Raw genomic sequence first — 18970 nt, 5'->3', positions numbered from 1 at the left:
TCGTTGAAAGGCGTGCCTTTTTTAAATGCAGCACAAAAAGGGAGGATGTAAGGAGAATCGAATGAAAAGGCTTTTTATTCTTGAGCATCGATATTTTTTCAAAAATATAGTTTTAATGATTGCCGTGACTTTATCTGCAAGTCATCTGAATGCGCAGACATGGTTTACAGAAGTAACCTCGCAGAAAAAAGTCCCGGGCAATATGGTAAAAAATGAAGAAGGCCGGATGGTCAGTGCTTACGGCCACGGCGTGGCGGCGGCAGATATCAATAATGACGGTCTGCCGGATATCTATATTTCGAATGCCGTTCGATATGCGAATAAACTTCCGGAAACCCTTTATGTTACAACGCCCCAAGGCTACAGCGAGGAAGATCAAAAAAGAGGTATTGATGACCCCTACGGCTGGACCGGCTCTCACGGTATATGCTTTTTCGACTATGATAATGACGGTGATTTTGACCTTTTTAATGCCACGACCGACGACCGAAACCGTCTTTATGCAAACGACGGAAACGGATTTTTCCGCCATGTCAGCGATCAGGCGGGCCTTCCGCTCATCCGAGAAGTTTTTCCAGAGTTTGACAGCAAACCTTACGGCTACGGTACGCGCGGCGTTATTGCTTTTGATGCGGACAATGACGGTTACTTGGATTTGTTGGGCGTCAATTGGGGTCCCGCGGAGAATCGCTACGACATGAAAAAAATTATCGTAATCCCTCCGCAACCCAACGAATTTTACCGCAATAACGGAAATGGGACGTTTACTCCGGTTGATAACGGTTTGACCCTGCCGAAAAACCATTCTTATATGGGAACACAAGGCGTAGCTGTAGGCGATATCGACGGCGATGGAGATTTGGACGTCTTTATCGTGCATCGAAATTATACCGCAAAAACAGAGAGCGGGCAAATCATCGGCGATTATAATCCCGCGTACAAGATTTATAACCAGCTCATGATCAACGATGGGACTGGCAGGTTTATTAATGAAACGGTCGCAAGAAGGCTGGATGATGCTTATAATAATGCCAACGGAGCGACATTGGTTGATATCGATAATGACGGTGATTTGGATATATTAGTACCGCAGGTCAGCAGAAATCCTGGACTGTTAAAAGTCTTTCGTAACCGGGGCGACGGCGTTTTCGGCGATCACTCAAAGCAATTCAATATTACCCAATGGGGCTTTTCAACTTTTGTGTTTGACGTTGATAACGACGGAGATGTCGATATTGTAGCGCCCAAAACAGAAGGCGGCATAAGCCTTTACCTTAATGACGGCAGCGGGTCTTTCTCTTTGGCCTCGAGAAGCGGAATCGAGGTCTATATGAATGACCCGCGCGGCGGTGCAGTGGCCGATTTCGATGACGACGGCGACTTGGATATTTATATAGCGGATGCCAATAAAGACTTGCGCGCCGACTCAGGCAATCGGTTTTTCCGCAATGACCTCAACAACACCAATCGTTGGGTCAAGATTTTTGGACGCGGACCAAAGGGAGACTTGGGCGGATTCGGTACGAAAATTTGGGTCTTTGAAAAGGGGTTTTTGGGAGATATGACCCGCTTGGTTCATTATCGGGAGGTCCAAAACGCCTACGGTTATTTGTGCCAGGATGACCCCGTACAGCACATTGGGTTGGGCCAAAGAGATTCTGTAGACATCCGAATAAAACTGCTCGACGGCACCACGCTGCATATGCTTTCGGCTCCAGCCAAGACCAAGCTGTTCTTTTCGCGGCCCCAGCAGGTCTCGGTGGTTGAGGGTAACAATCAAAGCGCTGCCGCGAACAGCGACCTGCCGATCCCTTTGAAGGTTGTCGTCAAAGATGCCTACGGCAATGCCGTTTACGGCGCCAAAGTGACTTTTTCCTCAAACGATCCGAGCGGCACTTTTCTCACGCCCGCCGTCGTTTATACCAAGCTGGACGGCACTGCTTCGGTACGTTATCGCTTAGGGAATATGGCGGAACAAAGAGTCAATGCAGTTATTGCGGAACAGCCGAACAGTCCGGCTGCATTTACTCTGTCTGCCTCGGCTGTTAATATTCTTCGACTGACCATGATTTCCGGCGACGGCCAGGCCGGATTCCCCAATCAGCTGTTGCCGCAGCCGTTGGTCGTGCAGGTCAATCGGGCTGACGGCTCCCCGGCGCCGGGAGTACAGGTAACCTTTCAAGTTGTTTCCGGTCAAGCCACCTTTGAGCCTGCAGCCGTTGTCCTGAGCGGTCCTGACGGCAGGGCGCAGGTCAATGTGCGCTTGGGAAGCGTCTTGGGCGGCATCACGATTCAGGCAACTGCGGCAGGGGCGCTCAATTCCCCCGTGATTTTTCATCTGCAGGCTGTGCAGCGCCTCGCCGTCATGACGATGATTTCCGGCGACGGGCAGACCGGTTATGTCGGCCAATTGTTGCCGCAGCCGCTTCGCGTTCAAGTTGCCTGGAGCGACGGCACTTGGGCGGCAGCTCAAACCGTGACCTTCCGTGCCGTGTCAGGAGATGTTACTTTTGAGCCTGCGGCGATGGTCGTCACCAATCTGCAGGGCATTGCGGAGGTCAACGTGAGACTGGGACAAACTCCAGGACCGATCATCGTCCAGGCGGAATTCAGCGCCGCTCAGAACTCGCCGATCCGTTTCACCCTGCAGGCGCTGCCCATAACGGTTTTGGTCACTAAGCTGAACGGAGATGAGCAGACAGCAACCGTCGGCAGCGTGCTGCCGATCCAGCCGGAAGTGAGAGTGACTTTGTCCACCGGCACCCCGGTCGTCAATGAAACGGTGACCTTTCGCGTAATGCAGGGCGGCGGAAGCTTAGACGGTGTCGTTTCGAAAACCGTAGTAACCGACTCGGAAGGCAAAGCCAAAGTATCCTGGACCTTAGGCGGACAGGCCGGGCAACAGATTCTTTCAGCAAGTGCCGGAGGCTTTACGGTGCAGTTTACCGCCACGGCGCGGCCTGACCGGCCCTTCCGCGTGGTCATGAGCGGCGGCGGCAATCAGACCCTGATCCCCGGCACAATTTTCCCGGAACCTTTTTCCGTTCAGGTCAAAGATCGATTCGACAATGTGCTGGAAGGCATTCCGGTCCTCTTTACCGTTACGCAAGGCGAAGGACATCTGGAAGGCGAAAGGCAAAAGACCGTACAAACGGATATCAACGGCATTGCCTCCGTGCGATGGACGCCGGATCCTTATCTCGGCGCGGCGAATGTGCTTACCGCGGCAGTCCAGGCCGAGCAGCCGGTGCTCAATTCGCCGATTTATTGGGCATTTCCGGCGGCGGACATCAGCGCCGTCAATTCGCTGCTGACGGCCACTACGCCGGTTCTGGCCGACGGCGACGATCGCTCCGTCATCACTGTTGAATTGCGTAACAGTCTCAATCAGCCGCTCGGCAGCGGCTATACGGTTGTGATTAATTCAACCGGAGATGGGAACCGGATTATTTATGAACGACCCATTACCAACGAACAATCGATTTTGCGGGCTTTTTTAACAAGCACGGTGCCGGAGCCGAAAGTCATTTCGGCCAAGGTATTGGGCGCCAATGTAACCTTAAAGGCACAGGCTGTCGTTGATTTTCAGCCGGCGCAGCAGACGCCTGACCGCATGATCGTTCTTTCGGGCAATGCGCAGGTCGGCGTCGTCGGCGAGCCGCTTCCCCAGCCGTTCGTCATTAAATGCATCGATATTGCAGGAATGCCGATGCGTTCCTGCGACGTGCGCTTCGAGGTAACCGATGGCGATGGTCACTTTGGGGGACAGAGGGGTATTACCGTCCGAGTTGCCGGCGACGGCCTGGCGAGCGCGTTACTGACTCTCGGCCGAACCGCAGGAGTACGCACTTTGGTTCGCGTCAGCTCGCCGGGAATGAATAATTCACCGCTTACGCTTTATGCCGAAAGCCGACGCGGCGAAGCGTCGCAGCTTTTTATCGCCGGCGGTGACAGGCAGGTGGGCGCGCCGAATACCGAACTGCCGATGCCGTTGACGGTGCAGGTTACGGATCGATTCGGCAACTCGGTCGAGAGTTACCCCGTCGAGTTCTCCGTGAAAACCGGCGATGCGGTTGTGAACGGCAGCCGGTCGGCTGCGCTGCAGACTGACGCGCAGGGCAAAGCTCAGGTAAAAGTAAAACTGGGTTCGCAGGTCGGCAGCGTTCTCGTTGAAGCGAGGACCGGCTTTAGCTCGGTAATTTTTTCTCTGCAGACGGCGGACAATCGACCGGAAGCCGATCTGCAGCGTTCCACTTTAATTTGTACCTCGCCGGTGCCTGCCGACGGGGTCAGTCGTTCCCAAGTGATCGTCACCTTGTTGGATAAAAACGGAAACCCCGTTGTCGGACAGGCGGTGCATCTTGTCGTCATCGGCGAGGCCGCGCAGGTTGTGCAGGCCGACTCACTCAGCGACTTGCAGGGCATTGTTCGCGGCTATATTACCTCGACGGCCGTGGGCGTCAAGATCGTTTTAGCTTATCTGATGCCGGAAAATTTGGTATTGGAACAGCGCGGACTTGTTGAATTTAAACGCTATCAGGCAATCCTTTCTTTGGTTTCCGGAAACGGACAACAGGGAATTGTCGGCCAAAAACCCGCTGAACCGCTGCAGGTGCGGGTCACCAGCGACGGCATCGCTTTGCCCCGCCAGGCGGTGCAATTCATCGTCGTTTCCGGCGGCGGACATTTCAACGGCTGCGATTCTCTTATAGTGGAAACCGACGCCGACGGCTTGGCACTTGCGGAACCGGTGCTTGGAGTCATTGCCGGTATGAACCGTTTTCTCGCTCGTCTGCCGCAGGCGGGATCGCCGACGGTAACGTTCAACGTACAAGGGATGCCGGATATGCCTTACGCATTGTCTCGAATTCAAGGCGAAAATCAAACGGCAAGCGTCCGGATGCCCTTGCCGCAAAAATTTGTTGTCGCGGTACGCGATCGTTATAATAATCCCTGCCCCAACACGGCTGTCTTTTTCGAGGCGCTCGACGGCGGAACGATCCTTACGCCGCAACCGGTAGTTTCCGACTCTACAGGTCGCGCCGAATGTCAGGCGGCGCTCGGGACGCGCGAAGGCCGTTACACCTTCAAAGCTTCCGTTCGCAGCGGCGCCTTTGTCATCTATACCGCGACGGCCGTTAACAGCAATCGTCCGCCGATTATCATCGGAAAGCGGCCGTTCGATTCGACCGTACCGTTTCATTACGGTGACCGGCTGACTTTTGAAATCACCCAAGTCTACGATCCCGATGAGGACCCAATTCATTACACCTGGTACCTCAACGATAAGCCAATCGGCAGTCAGTCATCTTTTTCTCTCTATATGAATTCCTCTTTTCCCCAAACGAACCGAGTCCGTTGCGTGGTTTCTGACGGTCTCGACGCCGTCGAGGTCGTATGGACACTCGTCCTGCAAACCAAAGTCGAGGTCTCTTCTTTTACAGCCCATTTTATGCCGCCTTCAAACGTGGAGCTCAAATGGCACATCTCCACTATGACAGACATTGCCGGATTCAATCTCTACCGAAAAGGAGAACAGGAGGAACGAAAAAAGATCAATGCAACGCTGATCCAGCAGGAGGGGGGAGAATACAGATTTCGGGATGACGATAATCTGCAGCCCGGCACCTATGTCTATGATTTAGAGGCGGTCGACCGCACGGGTGCGTTGGTACAGGTCGATTCTGCCTCTGTTACGGTTGCCGCGCCGCAACAGTTTGTCCTCCGGCCGAGCTATCCCAACCCATTCAACCCGACGACGACGATCGCCTTCGATTTGCCTAAAGAAGGCCAAGTTTCCGTCTGTATTTACGATGGGCGCGGCAGGCTGGTGCGTCAATTGGCCGATAATTTCTTTGCCGTCGGTCGCCATTCATTGACCTGGGATGCCTGCGATGAGGGCGGCAATCCTGTGCCTTCGGGCATTTATGTCGTAACCGTAGCTTTTAACGGTGAGAGACACAGCGGTAAATTGACCCTGCTCAAGTAGGGAACCGTCGAATAATTCGCGATAAAAGATTTTACCCCCCTAGTAATCGAGCGCGCTGCATCCCGTCAGTTTGCGGCGCGCTCAAATGATTCCTTTAGCTATTGACTGCAATATAGATTAAAAATTTCCCGTAAAAGGCGATCTTTGTTTTTAAGCATTTCCTCTTTCGAGGAGCACGCCAACATGCCGGCGGCGGCTCCAGGATGGCCGCTTCCCAGATTGAGGATGCGCATGATCTCTCCCAAGTTTTTATGGTGCTCGACCTGGTTCATGTTGAGGCTCAGCGACATGGAAAAGGAGAGATTGTTGGTTTTCACCTGATCCTCGTAAAGGTTCGCCACCTGCAGCACCGCTTCGGCTTGCGGATAGACCAGATAAGCCAAATGCTTGATCAGATTCGGGCGTCGATTGTGTCGCGTCAGATCGATGATCATCACCCGATGTTCCGTGTCCTCCGGCAAAAAGCTGATCTCATCTTTGATCTGTTCAATCATCCGCTCTTCTTCCTGCTGATAAAGGCGATAACGCTTTTTCACGCTTGGCATTTGGGCTATCTCTTCCAGCGGATGATCCTGCATGTGCCGGACAAGCTGACGCAGATATTCCCATTTGGCTTCGGCGCTTTCTTCTTTGACTTTGATGGTCGAATCGACAATGCGCGCCGGTGTCTCGCGCCGCCACTCTTCAATGCTTTTATAGTTGAAAGCATCGATGATATCTGCCTCATCGACCAGTTGCGCCATATGAGGCGGGAATGCAACGTCGGCATAATGTTCGAAAATCACCCTGGCACAGGAGTCCTTCACTGAAAAACGGCCGGGCACTAAAGAAGGATCGATTTTTCGGTAAATAAGATCTTCCAGATTGCCTTCATGATGGTCAAACCACATACCGCATACAAGCGGATAAGGAAGATCGCAGACAATGTCCTTTTCGGTCAAAGAGATGCGCGCCTCGGCGATTAGGCGCGGCTGCGTAAAAACGATAAAGTTGATGCCCAAAGCAAACGATACCAACGACGCGCTGACCACGCCGTCGAAATCCGAATGCGTAACAATGCGTTGAAATCTGCTGTTTGTCGAATTCATCTTGTTTCCGCTGCTCCTTTGTAAAGGTTGCGAAAATTATCAGTTTTTCGTTAGAAATCAAATCGGAATTATTTGCTCCGCATTTTGTTTAATGCGCGTAAAGATTCCTATAGAGTGAATCTTTTCGTTTCCTTTTTCATCATATTTTTGCAATGGAAAAGGAAACAGACATTATTCGACATTATTGCGGTGATATTCGAGCGCGTCTTGCCGCTTGCCGCAATCGCAGTGTGGCCATGGCACTAAAAGAAAGGCTCTGTCAGGAGCTGGATGCTCACTGCGTCAGTTCCATGATCAAGAATGTGCTGGTTAGGAACGTCGAACAAATCATGGATGAACTTTTCGATCAAGACGGCAATAACAAATTATTGGAGAAGCAATGAAAAGACTCATGACTCTCGGCATAATTTCGGTTATGGTTTTATCGCTTGTCGTTCCGGCATGTTCCAAGCAGGAAAAGAGCGCCGTCGGCGGCGGCACCGCGTCGGCACAGACCAAAGACAACGGCGGCCTCGATTTTACGATTATAACCATCGACGGTCAACAAATGAAACTTTCCGATTTTCGCGGCAAGGTGGTCATCGTTGATTTTTGGGACACTTGGTGCCCGCCGTGTCGGATGGAAATTCCCCATTTTATTGATCTTTATAAACAATACAAGGGAAGCGGTTTCGAGATGATCGGCATTGCCTTCGGCCGTGAGGGAGTAGAAGCAGTCAAACGCTTCTCGGCGAGTTACGGCATCAACTACACCAACGCCTTGGCTACTCAGGAGATTATGAGCAAAGTCGGCGAGATCAATGCTATCCCTACCACTTTTGTTCTCGATAAAAAAGGTAATATCTACAAAAAATATGTAGGGTATCAGGACAAAGCGGTGTTTGAGAGAGACATCAAAACTCTTCTGGGACTATGACTGATCTCAAGCGCCTTTATATCGAAGAACTGGTTAGTGCCTATCCCCAAGCGGTCGGGTATCTTGCACGAAGAGGTATCGCCTGTCTTTCATGCGGCGAGCCGGTTTGGGGTACGTTGGAAGAAGTGTTGCGTAAAAAAGGCTTTAACGATTCAGAGATTGAAGCTTTTGTGAACAAATTAAACGACTATTTGGAAATAACAAAATGAACGCAATAGTCAAGCAAATTGATGGACTGACTCTCGCCGGTAAATCAGACTCTAATCATTGGGTCGTTATGGATACCGGAAAGGTTTTGGGGGGATCGGAGGCAGGCAACAAGCCGATGGAATTGGTGCTGATCGCCATGGGCGGCTGCACATCCATGGACGTTATTTCGATTCTCAAAAAGATGCGGCAAGATGTGCGGGATTATCACATCGAATTGGAAGCGGAAAAAGCGACAGAACATCCTGCCGTATTCAAAAAAATTCATCTCAAATATGTAATCGTAGGAAAAGGGATCAAAGCTGAAAACGTGGAAAAGGCCATCGAGCTTTCAATGACGAGATATTGTTCGGTTTCGGCCATGTTGAAGCATTCCGCTGAAATTACCTGGGAATATGAAATCAAAGAAGTAGAATAAAGTTGCCCTGCCCTCTCACGCAAGCCCTTCTTGACGAAGGGCTTTTTTGTTTTCGGTATCATTCTTTTGGACGGTTTGGCAAAAGGCATCAGGAGGGAAAGCAGACTCGTATCCAACCGTCCTCGCGCAGGCGGAAAGGTTGCGCCGCGCAGCTTGGCCTATGGATGAGCTTCAGCAGTCAATTGACAAGCAAAGGAGCGTCATCGAAAGCGCTTGTTTTTCTCTTTTGATTTTTCTAACTTTTCGGCGGTCAAGACAAAGGCTTTATGATCGAAGGTCGGTTGAGAGACATGAGCGGGGAGATTCCAGAGACGGAATTGATCGAGTTGGCCAAAAAGGGCGACAAGAAGGCGATGGCCGCGATCGTGAAGCAGAATGAGAAACTCGTCTTTAATACCGCGCTGCGCCTGCTCGGCAATGAACAGGATGCCGAGTGCGTCATGCAGGAAACTTTTCTCAAGGTCTTTCAATCTCTGCCTCAGTTCAGGGGGGACTCTGCTCTTTCCACCTGGATCTACCGGATAGCAGCCAATTTTGCCCTCATGCGTCTGCGTGAGCGTAAAAAGGATTTCGGTCATCTCGACGACGCAGAAATGCAGGTCAGCAAAAGCGCATTGGAGGCTTTTAATCGTTCGGTCGGCAACAATCCGCATCGAGCAGTGGAAAACTCGGAATTGCGCGAAAAAATGGAGGAGGCCATTCGCCAACTTCCCCCCAAGTTCAAAACCGTTTTCGTGATGAAAGATATCGAAGGCCGATCTTTGAAGGAAATCTGCGAACTGACCGACATGAGCCTGCCTGCAGTAAAGTCGAATCTTCATCGCGCCCGGTTGTTTCTGCGCAGTAGGCTGGCCGAATATGCTTACGGCAAAAGAAAAGGTTGAGCTTTGACTTTTTTAAGCGTGAGAAAACCATGAAAAAGACCGGCTTTGTTCCCTTGTTGATTGCCGTTGCGTCACTCGTTCTTTCCGCCTTTGCCCTTTTACAGTCCTTTCAGGCAAAATCTCTGGCGCAATCCGAGATTGCCGTCGAGGAAGAGAACTATCTCGCCTTACCGACCTTCGACGAAGAAAGCAGTTCACTACAATATTTGGTCCTTTTCGACCTCAGCGTCACAAACCATTCCGGACCGCCCGTCAAAATAGCTGAAATCCTTCCTGCAAATCAGGGATTATATGCCTCTTTTCTAGACGGAGAAGAGATTGCATCCGCTGATATTCCGGTAAAGGCTTTTTCAGCTCCTTTTACCATCGCCGAGTTCAAAAAAAATCCCCGACTTTTGAAAGAGGCGAAATTAAAAGATCTAAAGGGTGAAAAGCTGCACATTGCCGCAGGCGAAAGCAAAGTTCTGCATTTGGGACTCTTGTTTTCCCCTTATAACCCAGAAAAAAAACGCCTTGTGTCGACGGCGCTTTGTTCTTTTCAGATTGTATTTGACAACGGCAAAAGCTTTTGGTTTCGCAGGGCGGTGCCCGTTTACCCCATAGAATAAAAAAAGCCCCGAGTATTACGCTCGGGGCTTTTTCACTATTATTTAATCTCGATTTCCCGCGCTTTGGCTTCTTCCGACTTGGCCAGCTTGATGCGTAAAACACCGTCCTTATACTCGGCCTGCACCTTTTTCTCGTCGACTCGATCCGGCAGACGGACGCTGCGGAAGAACTGACCGTAGGATCGCTCGTAATAGCACCGATCTTGATCCTCCTGCTTTTCCTCGTACCGTCTCTCGCCTTTCAACGTCAGAACGTTATCGTGCAAAGAGACTTGGATATCTTTTCTGTCGAGGCCCGGCAGATCGGCAAGAATTTCATAACTGTCTTTGCTCTCTTTAATATCGATTTTCGGCGCCCATACAGTCGAATCCATCGTCAGATCGAGCCACGGAGTGCTGAAAAACTCATTGAACAGTCTATCAGCCAAACGCGGAAAATCCATCTCTATTCTCGGTCTCTTGATCAGCCACATATTCATACCTCCTTTCCGTTTGCTATTTTTCCAGCTGCCGCCTTGTATTTAGCAACCGGTATGCCAGAAATGGATGAAATATTTTCAAATGAGATTAGTCTAATAAAATCAATATTCAATAGCTGCCTATCCGATATTTGCGTTCAAGCTGAAAAAAAAGTGTATGACTGACATTCATCTGTCGATTTTTCTGTGTTGAGCGAAAAATCGGCATACAAAGCGACAAACAATCGTCAGAGTCCAGTCAAGACCGGTTCGACAAAAACTGATAACGGGACAAAACGCCTTAACCCTGCGCATTGTCCATGCGGTTACATCGGCATTCCGACCTCATTCCCGAAATGAGGATTGTTTTTGACTTTAAGAGTCGCTACTTTGTAAATAAAAAGCTTCTAAATGGGAGTTTGACAATGGCTTTTATGCTCTTGTTTCTCTTTTTTCTTTCCGGATTCTCCGCTCTTGTCTATCAAACCGTGTGGATTCGTCAGTTCGGTCTTGTGTTCGGCGTTGATGTTTTTTCCACTGCAGCCGTTCTGACGGCCTTTATGGCCGGATTGGCTCTGGGCAGCTATATATTCGGCAGATATGCTGACCGCCATCCGCGGCCCCTATTCCTCTTTGCCGTCTTGGAATTGGGTATCGGTCTTTTTGCTCTTGCTTTTCCTTTCGCTTTCAAAGGGCTTTCTTGGCTGTACCTCGGACTGTATCAAGTCTTGCCGCTTGGTTTCTATGCCACCCAGATTTACCGTTTTCTTTTGGCTTTTTTATTATTGTTGATTCCTACACTGCTCATGGGAGGCACACTTCCGGTTCTCAGCAAATTCTTTGTCACCAAAATGAATACGATGGGACGGCAGGTCGGCGGGCTTTACAGCGTCAATAACTTGGGTGCCATGCTCGGCTGCTTTCTAGCCGGATTCGTATTGATCCGCTCCTTAGGCCAAACCTGGACCATGACGCTGGCAGCCGGTCTGAATCTATTTACAGGTGCAGCGGCGTTTTTGCTCGATTTGAAGGCCAAGAGGCTGAAACCGACGGGGGAGAGGTTAACCGACCTTAGAGGCACGCCGGTCCAGGTTTTGCCCGAAAGGGTCGTTCGCTTTGTCCTTATTGCCTTTGGAATCGAAGGCTTTACGGCTTTGGCTTATGAGGTTATTTATACCAGAATCCTGCTCGGCTTTTCATATGATAAAAGCCTCTATTTCTACACTACGGTTATTTTCACCTTCATTTTTGGTTTATCCCTAGGCAGCTTTATCATTTCCAAATTTATTGACCGACATAAAAATTTGCTCATGCTGTTTGCGGGGTTGGAAATTGCCATCGGCTCTTTGGCGATCCTTGTGCTTCACGGTTTTGCCCGTTTGGCTGAGTTTTTGGCAAAGTGGCGATTGGACTACGGCGAGGACTGGTGGCGATATCTGGGAAAAGAGTATTTGCTCTTTTTTCTGGTGATGGTTCTACCTGCCGTGCTGATGGGCATGACCTTTCCGGTAGTCAGTCGATTGTGTACCGACAACCTGAAGCGGCTCGGCAGCCGACTGGGCGTTTTGGGCTTTCTCGATACCGTCGGCTCGATATTCGGCTCTTTTGCGGCCGGATTTATCCTTATACCCCTGCTGGGAGTCGTGTATTCGGTGGTCGCGGCTGCGGCGATCAATTTGGTAATTGGACTTTTATCAATCCTTCTCAACCCTTTGCTGACACAGCGCAGCAGAAGGATCTGGACTATTGCCGCTGCGGGGCTTTTTGTCCTGCTTGCGTTGATCGTGCCGGATTCCCGCTATTTTCGCTACTGGCAGACGCGTCGCCCCGGCGATCGTCTCTTGTTTTACAAAGAAGGCGCCGATGCGGCGATTGCCGTGCCGCAGCACAGCGACGGGGTCAGATTTCTTGCCATTAACGGATCCGTCACCGCTTTTGCCGAATACGGCGACATTCGGGTTCACAAAATGCTCGGCTGTCTGCCTGCTCTGCTGCACGAGCAGCCGAGAAATGCTCTTGTCATCGGCTTGGGTATGGGAGTGACGGCAAAATCCTTGGTTGCGCAGGGGATCGAACGCATCGACTGCGTCGAAATCAACCCCGGCGTCGTCCAAGCCTGTGCCGGTTACTTTAAAGATCTGAACGGAAACGTTCTTGATCTTCCAAATGTCCATGTAATCAAAGACGACGGCCGAAGCTACCTGCAGATGACGTCGAAAAAGTATGATCTGATCACCAGCAATGCCGTGCATGCGCGTCTAAGCGGAAACTTGTACACAAAAGAGTTTTATGAAATTTGCCGAAATCGGCTCAATTCCAATGGAATCATGTGCCAATGGACCTCCACCAATTGGCTCTCGCCAATCGAATTCAAATCACTAATTACCGCCTTTTCTGCGGTCTTTCCGCACACCAGCCTTTGGCTGGTCAATCCCGGCCACCTGCTGTTGATCGGCACTCAGGAACCGCTGCGCATTCCTTACGAACGGCTGGAATCCCGACTGGCACAACCCGATGTTCAGGCCGATCTGTATATCTATGCGTTGGGAAATGCTCCTCAACTTTTGGCTCATTACGTAATGGATGAAACGTCTTTTCCGGTTTTCCTCAAAAACATCCCCATGAATACCGATGATCGACCGATTGCCGAATTGAGTCGCGTGGTGAACAAAACGCAGATTCCGGAAATCCTTTTGGAGTTTATTAAAATCAAAGCTTCCCCGTCGGGAAAACTGGTTTTTTCCACCTTGGAATCTAATGAGCAACAAGAGGTCATTACTAAGGTAAATCGATATGCAGAGGCCGAAAAATATTATTTGGAGAGTACTTTTGCGCGCAATTTCTACCGCGAATCTTTACTGGCTCTGCACATGGTCACCGAGGCGCTGCGCATAGAGCCCGAAGACTATCGGTATCGCGAAGAGGCGGCAAGTCTTAACTTGTTGATCGCCCAGGAGTTGGTCTCGCCGGAAAGCGAAAGGCTGAAATTGCTCGACAATGCCGTCGAGCATCTCGAAATCATGATAAGATTGGCGCCCGATTTCGCCTACGATTGGACGAATTTGGGCTTTGTCCTTATGAACCGCAACCGATTGGATGATGCGGAGCGAGCGTTTCGCCGCGCCATCGAACTCGATCCCGAAGTGCCTTTGCCCCGCAACTATCTGGCGGCTATTCTCGGAGGGACCGGCAGACTGTCCGAAGCGGAACAAATCCTCAAACCGGTTCTCACCCTTTTTCCGGATGAGCTCGAGACGTACTATCGGCTTGGTTTGATCTATGAGCTGCAGAAAAAGCCGACATCGGCGGCAGAGTGCTACGCAGAGATCGTCAAACGCGACAGCCATTACCGCGACGCAGCCGATCGACTGCGGAAGATCCAACAACGAAAGAAATAGACGCTTCCAAGCGAACATGTTAGAAAATGTAACTAAATTTGAAAAAGTCCTTGAATTCTTTGAGTTGAATTCATATATTGAATAAATTTCAGGCGAATGAGTCCTGAGAATTGCTAACCAACTCAGAGAGGAGACCGTATGAAGAAACTGGTGATCTTGGTAGCTTTGTCGGCGACGATTCAATTCGCTTTCGCCGGCGGTGTCGTCACCAATTCCAATCAGAGCGCCCAATTCATCCGCAGCATGGCGCGGAATGCATCGACGGAAATCGATGCCGTCTACTATAATCCGGCAGGCTTGGCCAACCTCGCCGACGGTTGGCACTTTGCGCTTTACAATCAAACCATCATGCAGGAGAAAAAAGTCAACAACACTTTTCCGCTTCTGGGCACCAAAGAATTTATCGGCAAAGTGAACGCGCCGGTATTTCCGAATTTTTATGCAGCCTACAAGCGGAATGAATGGACGGTGGCGTTGGGATTCGCCCCAGTCGGCGGCGGCGGCTCGGCTGATTTCGACAAAGGCCTGCCCGCCTTCGAGATGCCTATCTCCGGTTTGCCGGCGGCCGTCAGCAAGCTGGGCATTCCTACGACCGGCTATAAAGCCGATATTGCATTCAAAGGCAGCTCCGTTTACTATGGCGTTCAGCTGGATGTTGCTTACAAGCTGAGCGATGTCACTTCGATTGCCTTCGGCGGACGGTTCGTTTCGGCCGTGAATACCTATGAGGGAAGCATTAAGGGCATTCAGATCAATCCGACTTTCCCAGCGTTGGGATTGAACGGCAACTATATTCCCGCGACGGCTTTCTTTCAGCAGCTTGCTGCTGTAAATCCGGCTGCTGCAGCCTATGCCGCCCAGGTCGCCGATAAAAAAGTCGATGCCAAACAAACGGCGAACGGCTTTGCTCCGATTCTCGGCGCCAACGTCAAGGCCACGGACAAGCTGAATGTGGCCGTTCGTTACGAGTTCGCCACGCCGTTAGAATTCACCAATGATACCAAAGTCGACGATGCCGGTCTTTTCCCGGATAAGGCCAAGTCCAGAAACGATCTTCCGGCGTTGCTGGCATTGGGCGCGCAGTATGAGGTTTTCAAAAGCCTGCGGGCTGCGCTGGCCGTCAACTATTACTATGATCAGGAAACGAATTGGAACGGCCGGGAAAAACTGATGAAAGACAACACCTATGAGGTTGCTTTGGGTCTCGAGTTCGATGTGACCAAATGCCTGCTGGTCAGCGCCGGATACAACCGCACTCAATCGGGTGTCAGCGAGGCCTACCAAACCGACATCAGCCACCATTTGAGCAGTAATACGGTCGGCGTCGGTTTGCGCTATTTGCTTTTCAACAAGCTGGCCCTCGATTTGGGCGCCGCCTATTCGCTCTATGACGAGATGAGCCGCAAAGGCGCCTATGCCGGCGTGCCTTTCGTCGAAACCTACAATCGCAACAATATCGCTGTTGCCGTAGGATTAGGATACCATTTCTAATCCAAGGTAAATCGAACAAAAAAAGCCGCCTCCCATATGGGGGCGGCTTTTTTTATCTGCTAAAACCGGATTAAGCTTGGCCGACCACCGGTATGACCGGCTTGACGACCATTTCGTACTTTTTCGTAAACTCGAGTTCTTCCGGTTTGGGACCAATCTGCAGGTTGCTGTTCATCACCTCGTCCCAGGTGACCAGCTTGCCGGAATAGGCCGAGAGGCGCCCCATGATGGCGACCATTGTCGAGATCGCCGTGTTTTCTGCTTCGACGATCTGATTTCCCGTGCGGATGGCCCAGATCAGATCGACGTGCTCCTGTATATACGGACTGATCGGCTCGGCAGGCATACCTTCGGACTTGACGGCATCGTTGTAAGTCCAAATCACTTTTCCGTTGCGGTCGAGCAGGTAGGTCTCTTTGGGCGACTGATTGCTGGTCGAATTGGCAAACCCTTTGGTGCCGCTGAAATATTCAGAAACGTTGTTGGTGCAGCCGTTGATCTGTCGGCAGGTGCTGTGCATATGCCGGCCGTCGTCGAACGTATAATCGACGCTGAAATTATCGAATTGATCGCCGGTGATGCGGCGCTGACGGCTGCCGAACCCCAACGCTTTGACCGGATGCTTGCCGAAAAACCAATAGGCAACGTCGATATTGTGCACGTGCTGCTCGACGATATGATCGCCCGACAGCCAAGTCCAGTTCACCCAATCGCGCAGCATCCACTCCAAATCGCTCCAGCCCTTTTCACGCGTACGGTACCAAAGTTGACCGCCGTTCCAATAAACGTTGGCGGAAATAATGTCGCCGATCGCCCCGGACATAAGCTTTTTATACAGCGCGACATAGTGATGTTGATGCCGACGCTGCGTGCCGGTCACCACGCTCAGGCCAAGACTTTCGGCCTTTTTCGAGGTCGCCATGATCGAACGCGCGCCGACCGGATCCACAGCCACCGGCTTTTCCATGAATACGTGTTTGCGGGCATTGATCGCCGCTTCGAACTGATAGGGTCTAAAATAAGGCGGCGTGGCGATGATGACATAATTGATCTCTTTGATCTCCAGGAGCTTTCGGTAGGCGTCCAGACCGACAAAGCAGTACTCCTCGGGAATCTCGATGTTTTTTTCCTTTTTGAGTCGGTCTTTTAACGATTGGACACGGTCCTTAAAGGCATCGGCCAGAGCTATCACTTTGAGATTGTTGCCTGCACTCAAAAAATCCATGACTGCGCCGGAACCGCGCCCGCCGCAGCCGATGACGCCGGCGCGGATTTCCGCCCCATCCGGCGCTTTGGGAAGCAACGAGGTAAGCTTATAGTCGACCGATTTTCCTTTGCTGCTGCAGGCAAACGCCAATACCCCGGCAGCGGTCGCCGCGCCGATGAATTGTCTTCGATTGAAACCGCGGAATTCTTGGTCCATGAGTGCACTCCTAAGGTTTATTATCTTTGGGTTATGATTGATGGGTCTGGTTCACAAACGACGCGAAAACCGACGTCTTTGACATCCGAATACCACCACTTGCTTTTAGGCTGCTGCGGATCGGTTTTCCACCAGGCAGCGCTGTCCGTATGGTCGCGCGCAGCACAGCGAACATCGCCGGCATCGCTCATGAATGAGCCGCCGCGAACAACACGCTCGGTTCCGGTTTCCGGACCTTTGGGATCGCGCACACGGCTTCCATAAGCGGCATAGGCATCCGGCGCGTACCAGTCGGCGCAGAATTCACGGACATTCCCCAACATATTCAGCAAACCAAAGGGATTCGGCTTGACAAAGGAAGGCTCCTGAGTCTTGTTGCCGCTGTTCAACTGATAGACGATGTAGGAGGCAATGCCTGTCGTGTCGGGCTTGAAGAGGAATCTCAAAGCGCCTTTAGAAGAAAATCGGCGCGGATCGCCCGCAAAAAAGTAGGGAGTTTGTGTGCCGCCGCGGGCTGCATATTCCCATTCGGCTTCTGTCGGCAGGCGATATTTCTTGCCCGTCACTCTCGATAGCCACTCGCAATATACGGTTGCAGCATGATGCGTCATGGTGATGGCCGGTCGGGAGCCGCGGCCCCAGTTCTGATCCGGCGGCTGATAGGGCGGGGTGGGGCCGGTGATCGCATCCACGGACCGCTCCCGCATCAGATCCTGCGTATCGGATCGCCCTTCTGTTGCCGTGGCGGCGTAAAAGGCCTCGTATTCATCCCATGTGACTTCGGTTTTGCCCATCCAAAAGGGGCTGATCTCCACTTCTACCTGGGGTCCTTCATTCGGTCGTCGGAACGGCTCCTTTTCCGGACTACCCATGAGAAAGGTACCGCCGGGTATGGCAATCATTTCAAAACTGACAGAGGTTGCGGGGATGAATTCAATGAAATTTTTGAACGAATTGACCCGCGCCGGTGCGGTATAAATCGGTCCGGAGATCTTTTGTACCACCTGATAGCTTTCCGCCTTTTGTTCTTCGTGCGAATAGTGTCCGACGCGCAGATGGCAATTCAGGCAGTTAACATTCCCCTTTTGCTGGAGATAATACAAATGGGCATCCTGCCCTTTTTGATTGAGGGTAAGGGGAAACAGGTTCTGATGACAGCGCCTGCAGGATGACTCGAACGTATGTTCGACAGCCGCCTCGACGGTTGATCTCGCCTCCCAATCCAGTTTGGACTTGTCTTTAAAAAGATAGCTATACACATCGCGGCCGCCGGTTATCGCCTTGGCAATATAGTAGCGGGGACTATCCTTGGGCGGCAGATGACATTCGACGCAGTGTACATAAATGCCCGCCGAGTTGTCATAATGCGGCGAGGTTTTCCAACTCGTCGTCGAGTGGGGATGGACATGGCAGGCATCACAAAATTTGTCGGTGGATGTGACTTTTGCCCCCCATTCAATGGCAATGATGATCATTACACCGAAAAGAAGTCCGACAAAGAAGTAAAGGCGTCGGTGCGGCTTGCGGCGTCTCTCCATTAAGGGAGGTCCTTCCAGAGCTTGTGTTTCGATTAAAGGTCGATTTGGCCGTTCAACGGCTCAAATATATCATTTTAGCCTTATCAATGCAAGGTAAAACCCCTTTATCGTTTTCATTAAAGATTGAGAATAGTAAAATTGTGTCAGATCGCTCCGACGAGTGTAAAAAGCGGCAACTTACAGAGTCGACCCCAAAAAGATTGGGAACTTGACGATTAGATAGGCATTAAAGAGCTGGACATTGGAAACGAAGACCAGTCGATGTCCCTTTTCATGACTCCCTCCTCAGAAAGCGCACGGCTTCAAGTCGTGCGCTTTTTTATTGCAGGATCATTTATTGTGCAGTATTTCGCTTTCGGCAAAGAGGGGAAGTTGGCGGATCGAAAGATAGCTGTGCATTGAGGAGCGGCATTCTCCCGGGCAACGAAAAGAGGCGACTTTAGCGGATATTTCCTCCTCGCTTTCTACCTCCAAATGCTCGACATGGCCGCATTCTTCGCAAATAATAATTAATTTGATGTTTTCCATGTCATGCCTCATTTTACCCAGGTG

General features: G+C 51.1%; 14 protein-coding genes. 9 read left to right on the top strand and 5 right to left on the bottom strand.

The window, feature by feature from the left end:
• The first annotated feature begins 61 nt into the window (after positions 1 to 61).
• A complete protein-coding gene (locus tag ONB24_08895) occupies positions 62 to 5989 on the top strand; it encodes an Ig-like domain-containing protein (protein ID MDZ7316224.1) in 5928 nt (1975 codons plus the stop codon).
• A gap of 98 nt (positions 5990 to 6087) precedes the next feature.
• Here ONB24_08895 and ONB24_08890 read toward each other — a convergent pair whose 3' ends face one another.
• Positions 6088 to 7077, bottom strand: a complete 990-nt coding sequence (locus tag ONB24_08890; protein MDZ7316223.1) for a hypothetical protein — start codon at positions 7075 to 7077, stop codon at positions 6088 to 6090.
• A gap of 152 nt (positions 7078 to 7229) precedes the next feature.
• On the opposite strand from ONB24_08890, the gene ONB24_08885 reads away from it, so the two are divergent.
• The 6 genes from ONB24_08885 (at position 7230) to ONB24_08860 (ending at position 10110) form a co-directional block, all read left to right on the top strand.
• Positions 7230 to 7460, top strand: a complete 231-nt coding sequence (locus ONB24_08885) for a hypothetical protein (protein ID MDZ7316222.1) — start codon at positions 7230 to 7232, stop codon at positions 7458 to 7460.
• Positions 7457 to 7993 (top strand): TlpA family protein disulfide reductase, encoded by a 537-nt coding sequence (locus tag ONB24_08880; GenBank protein MDZ7316221.1) that lies wholly within the window; start codon positions 7457 to 7459, stop codon positions 7991 to 7993. The genes ONB24_08885 and ONB24_08880 overlap by 4 nt, the downstream gene beginning before the upstream one ends.
• Positions 7990 to 8202, top strand: a complete 213-nt coding sequence (locus tag ONB24_08875) for a DUF1858 domain-containing protein (protein MDZ7316220.1) — start codon at positions 7990 to 7992, stop codon at positions 8200 to 8202. Before ONB24_08880 ends, ONB24_08875 begins: the two co-directional genes overlap by 4 nt.
• Positions 8199 to 8618, top strand: coding sequence for an OsmC family protein (locus ONB24_08870; protein ID MDZ7316219.1), 420 nt, complete (start codon positions 8199 to 8201; stop codon positions 8616 to 8618). Before ONB24_08875 ends, ONB24_08870 begins: the two co-directional genes overlap by 4 nt.
• A 290-nt stretch (positions 8619 to 8908) precedes the next feature.
• A complete protein-coding gene (locus ONB24_08865; protein MDZ7316218.1) occupies positions 8909 to 9502 on the top strand; it encodes a sigma-70 family RNA polymerase sigma factor in 594 nt (197 codons plus the stop codon).
• A gap of 29 nt (positions 9503 to 9531) precedes the next feature.
• Positions 9532 to 10110, top strand: coding sequence for a hypothetical protein (locus ONB24_08860; GenBank protein MDZ7316217.1), 579 nt, complete (start codon positions 9532 to 9534; stop codon positions 10108 to 10110).
• Between the two features lie 38 nt (positions 10111 to 10148).
• On the opposite strand, the gene ONB24_08855 is transcribed toward ONB24_08860, so the two are convergent.
• The gene (locus tag ONB24_08855; GenBank protein ID MDZ7316216.1) at positions 10149 to 10583 is read right to left on the bottom strand and encodes an Hsp20/alpha crystallin family protein; all 435 of its coding nucleotides are present in this window, start codon (positions 10581 to 10583) and stop codon (positions 10149 to 10151) included.
• A gap of 410 nt (positions 10584 to 10993) precedes the next feature.
• Between ONB24_08855 and ONB24_08850 the strand changes: the two genes are divergently transcribed.
• Together ONB24_08850 and ONB24_08845 are read left to right on the top strand one after the other, a co-directional pair.
• Complete coding sequence (locus ONB24_08850) at positions 10994 to 13966, top strand: fused MFS/spermidine synthase (GenBank protein ID MDZ7316215.1); 2973 nt, start codon at positions 10994 to 10996, stop codon at positions 13964 to 13966.
• Between the two features lie 138 nt (positions 13967 to 14104).
• Complete coding sequence (locus tag ONB24_08845; GenBank protein ID MDZ7316214.1) at positions 14105 to 15457, top strand: hypothetical protein; 1353 nt, start codon at positions 14105 to 14107, stop codon at positions 15455 to 15457.
• A gap of 70 nt (positions 15458 to 15527) precedes the next feature.
• On the opposite strand, the gene ONB24_08840 is transcribed toward ONB24_08845, so the two are convergent.
• The 3 genes from ONB24_08840 to ONB24_08830 form a co-directional block, all read right to left on the bottom strand.
• The gene (locus ONB24_08840) at positions 15528 to 16880 is read right to left on the bottom strand and encodes a Gfo/Idh/MocA family oxidoreductase (protein MDZ7316213.1); all 1353 of its coding nucleotides are present in this window, start codon (positions 16878 to 16880) and stop codon (positions 15528 to 15530) included.
• Positions 16881 to 16900: 20 nt separating this feature from the next.
• Positions 16901 to 18418: an SUMF1/EgtB/PvdO family nonheme iron enzyme gene (locus tag ONB24_08835; GenBank protein MDZ7316212.1), complete on the bottom strand. Its 1518-nt coding sequence runs from the start codon at positions 18416 to 18418 to the stop codon at positions 16901 to 16903.
• Positions 18419 to 18748: 330 nt separating this feature from the next.
• Positions 18749 to 18946 carry a hypothetical protein gene (locus tag ONB24_08830; protein MDZ7316211.1) on the bottom strand — a complete coding sequence of 66 codons (198 nt, stop codon included), beginning with the start codon at positions 18944 to 18946 and terminating at the stop codon, positions 18749 to 18751.
• Positions 18947 to 18970 lie beyond the last annotated feature (24 nt).

The sequence above is a fragment of the candidate division KSB1 bacterium genome, assembly GCA_034505495.1.
In the GTDB taxonomy this organism is placed as follows: Bacteria; Zhuqueibacterota; Zhuqueibacteria; order Residuimicrobiales; family Krinioviventaceae; genus Fontimicrobium_A.
The sequence above is the reverse complement of the archived record's forward strand: the minus strand, read 5'-3'. Positions and strand labels throughout refer to the sequence as shown.

Bases quoted from the DNA above. Each gene is read 5' to 3' on its own strand.
- ONB24_08895 (MDZ7316224.1), top strand. From the start codon at position 62: ATGAAAAGGCTTTTTATTCTTGAGCATCGATATTTTTTCAAAAATATA.
- ONB24_08890 (MDZ7316223.1), bottom strand. From the start codon at position 7,077: ATGAATTCGACAAACAGCAGATTTCAACGCATTGTTACGCATTCGGAT.
- ONB24_08885 (MDZ7316222.1), top strand. From the start codon at position 7,230: ATGGAAAAGGAAACAGACATTATTCGACATTATTGCGGTGATATTCGA.
- ONB24_08880 (MDZ7316221.1), top strand. From the start codon at position 7,457: ATGAAAAGACTCATGACTCTCGGCATAATTTCGGTTATGGTTTTATCG.
- ONB24_08875 (MDZ7316220.1), top strand. From the start codon at position 7,990: ATGACTGATCTCAAGCGCCTTTATATCGAAGAACTGGTTAGTGCCTAT.
- ONB24_08870 (MDZ7316219.1), top strand. From the start codon at position 8,199: ATGAACGCAATAGTCAAGCAAATTGATGGACTGACTCTCGCCGGTAAA.
- ONB24_08865 (MDZ7316218.1), top strand. From the start codon at position 8,909: ATGAGCGGGGAGATTCCAGAGACGGAATTGATCGAGTTGGCCAAAAAG.
- ONB24_08860 (MDZ7316217.1), top strand. From the start codon at position 9,532: ATGAAAAAGACCGGCTTTGTTCCCTTGTTGATTGCCGTTGCGTCACTC.
- ONB24_08855 (MDZ7316216.1), bottom strand. From the start codon at position 10,583: ATGTGGCTGATCAAGAGACCGAGAATAGAGATGGATTTTCCGCGTTTG.
- ONB24_08850 (MDZ7316215.1), top strand. From the start codon at position 10,994: ATGGCTTTTATGCTCTTGTTTCTCTTTTTTCTTTCCGGATTCTCCGCT.
- ONB24_08845 (MDZ7316214.1), top strand. From the start codon at position 14,105: ATGAAGAAACTGGTGATCTTGGTAGCTTTGTCGGCGACGATTCAATTC.
- ONB24_08840 (MDZ7316213.1), bottom strand. From the start codon at position 16,880: ATGGACCAAGAATTCCGCGGTTTCAATCGAAGACAATTCATCGGCGCG.
- ONB24_08835 (MDZ7316212.1), bottom strand. From the start codon at position 18,418: ATGGAGAGACGCCGCAAGCCGCACCGACGCCTTTACTTCTTTGTCGGA.
- ONB24_08830 (MDZ7316211.1), bottom strand. From the start codon at position 18,946: ATGGAAAACATCAAATTAATTATTATTTGCGAAGAATGCGGCCATGTC.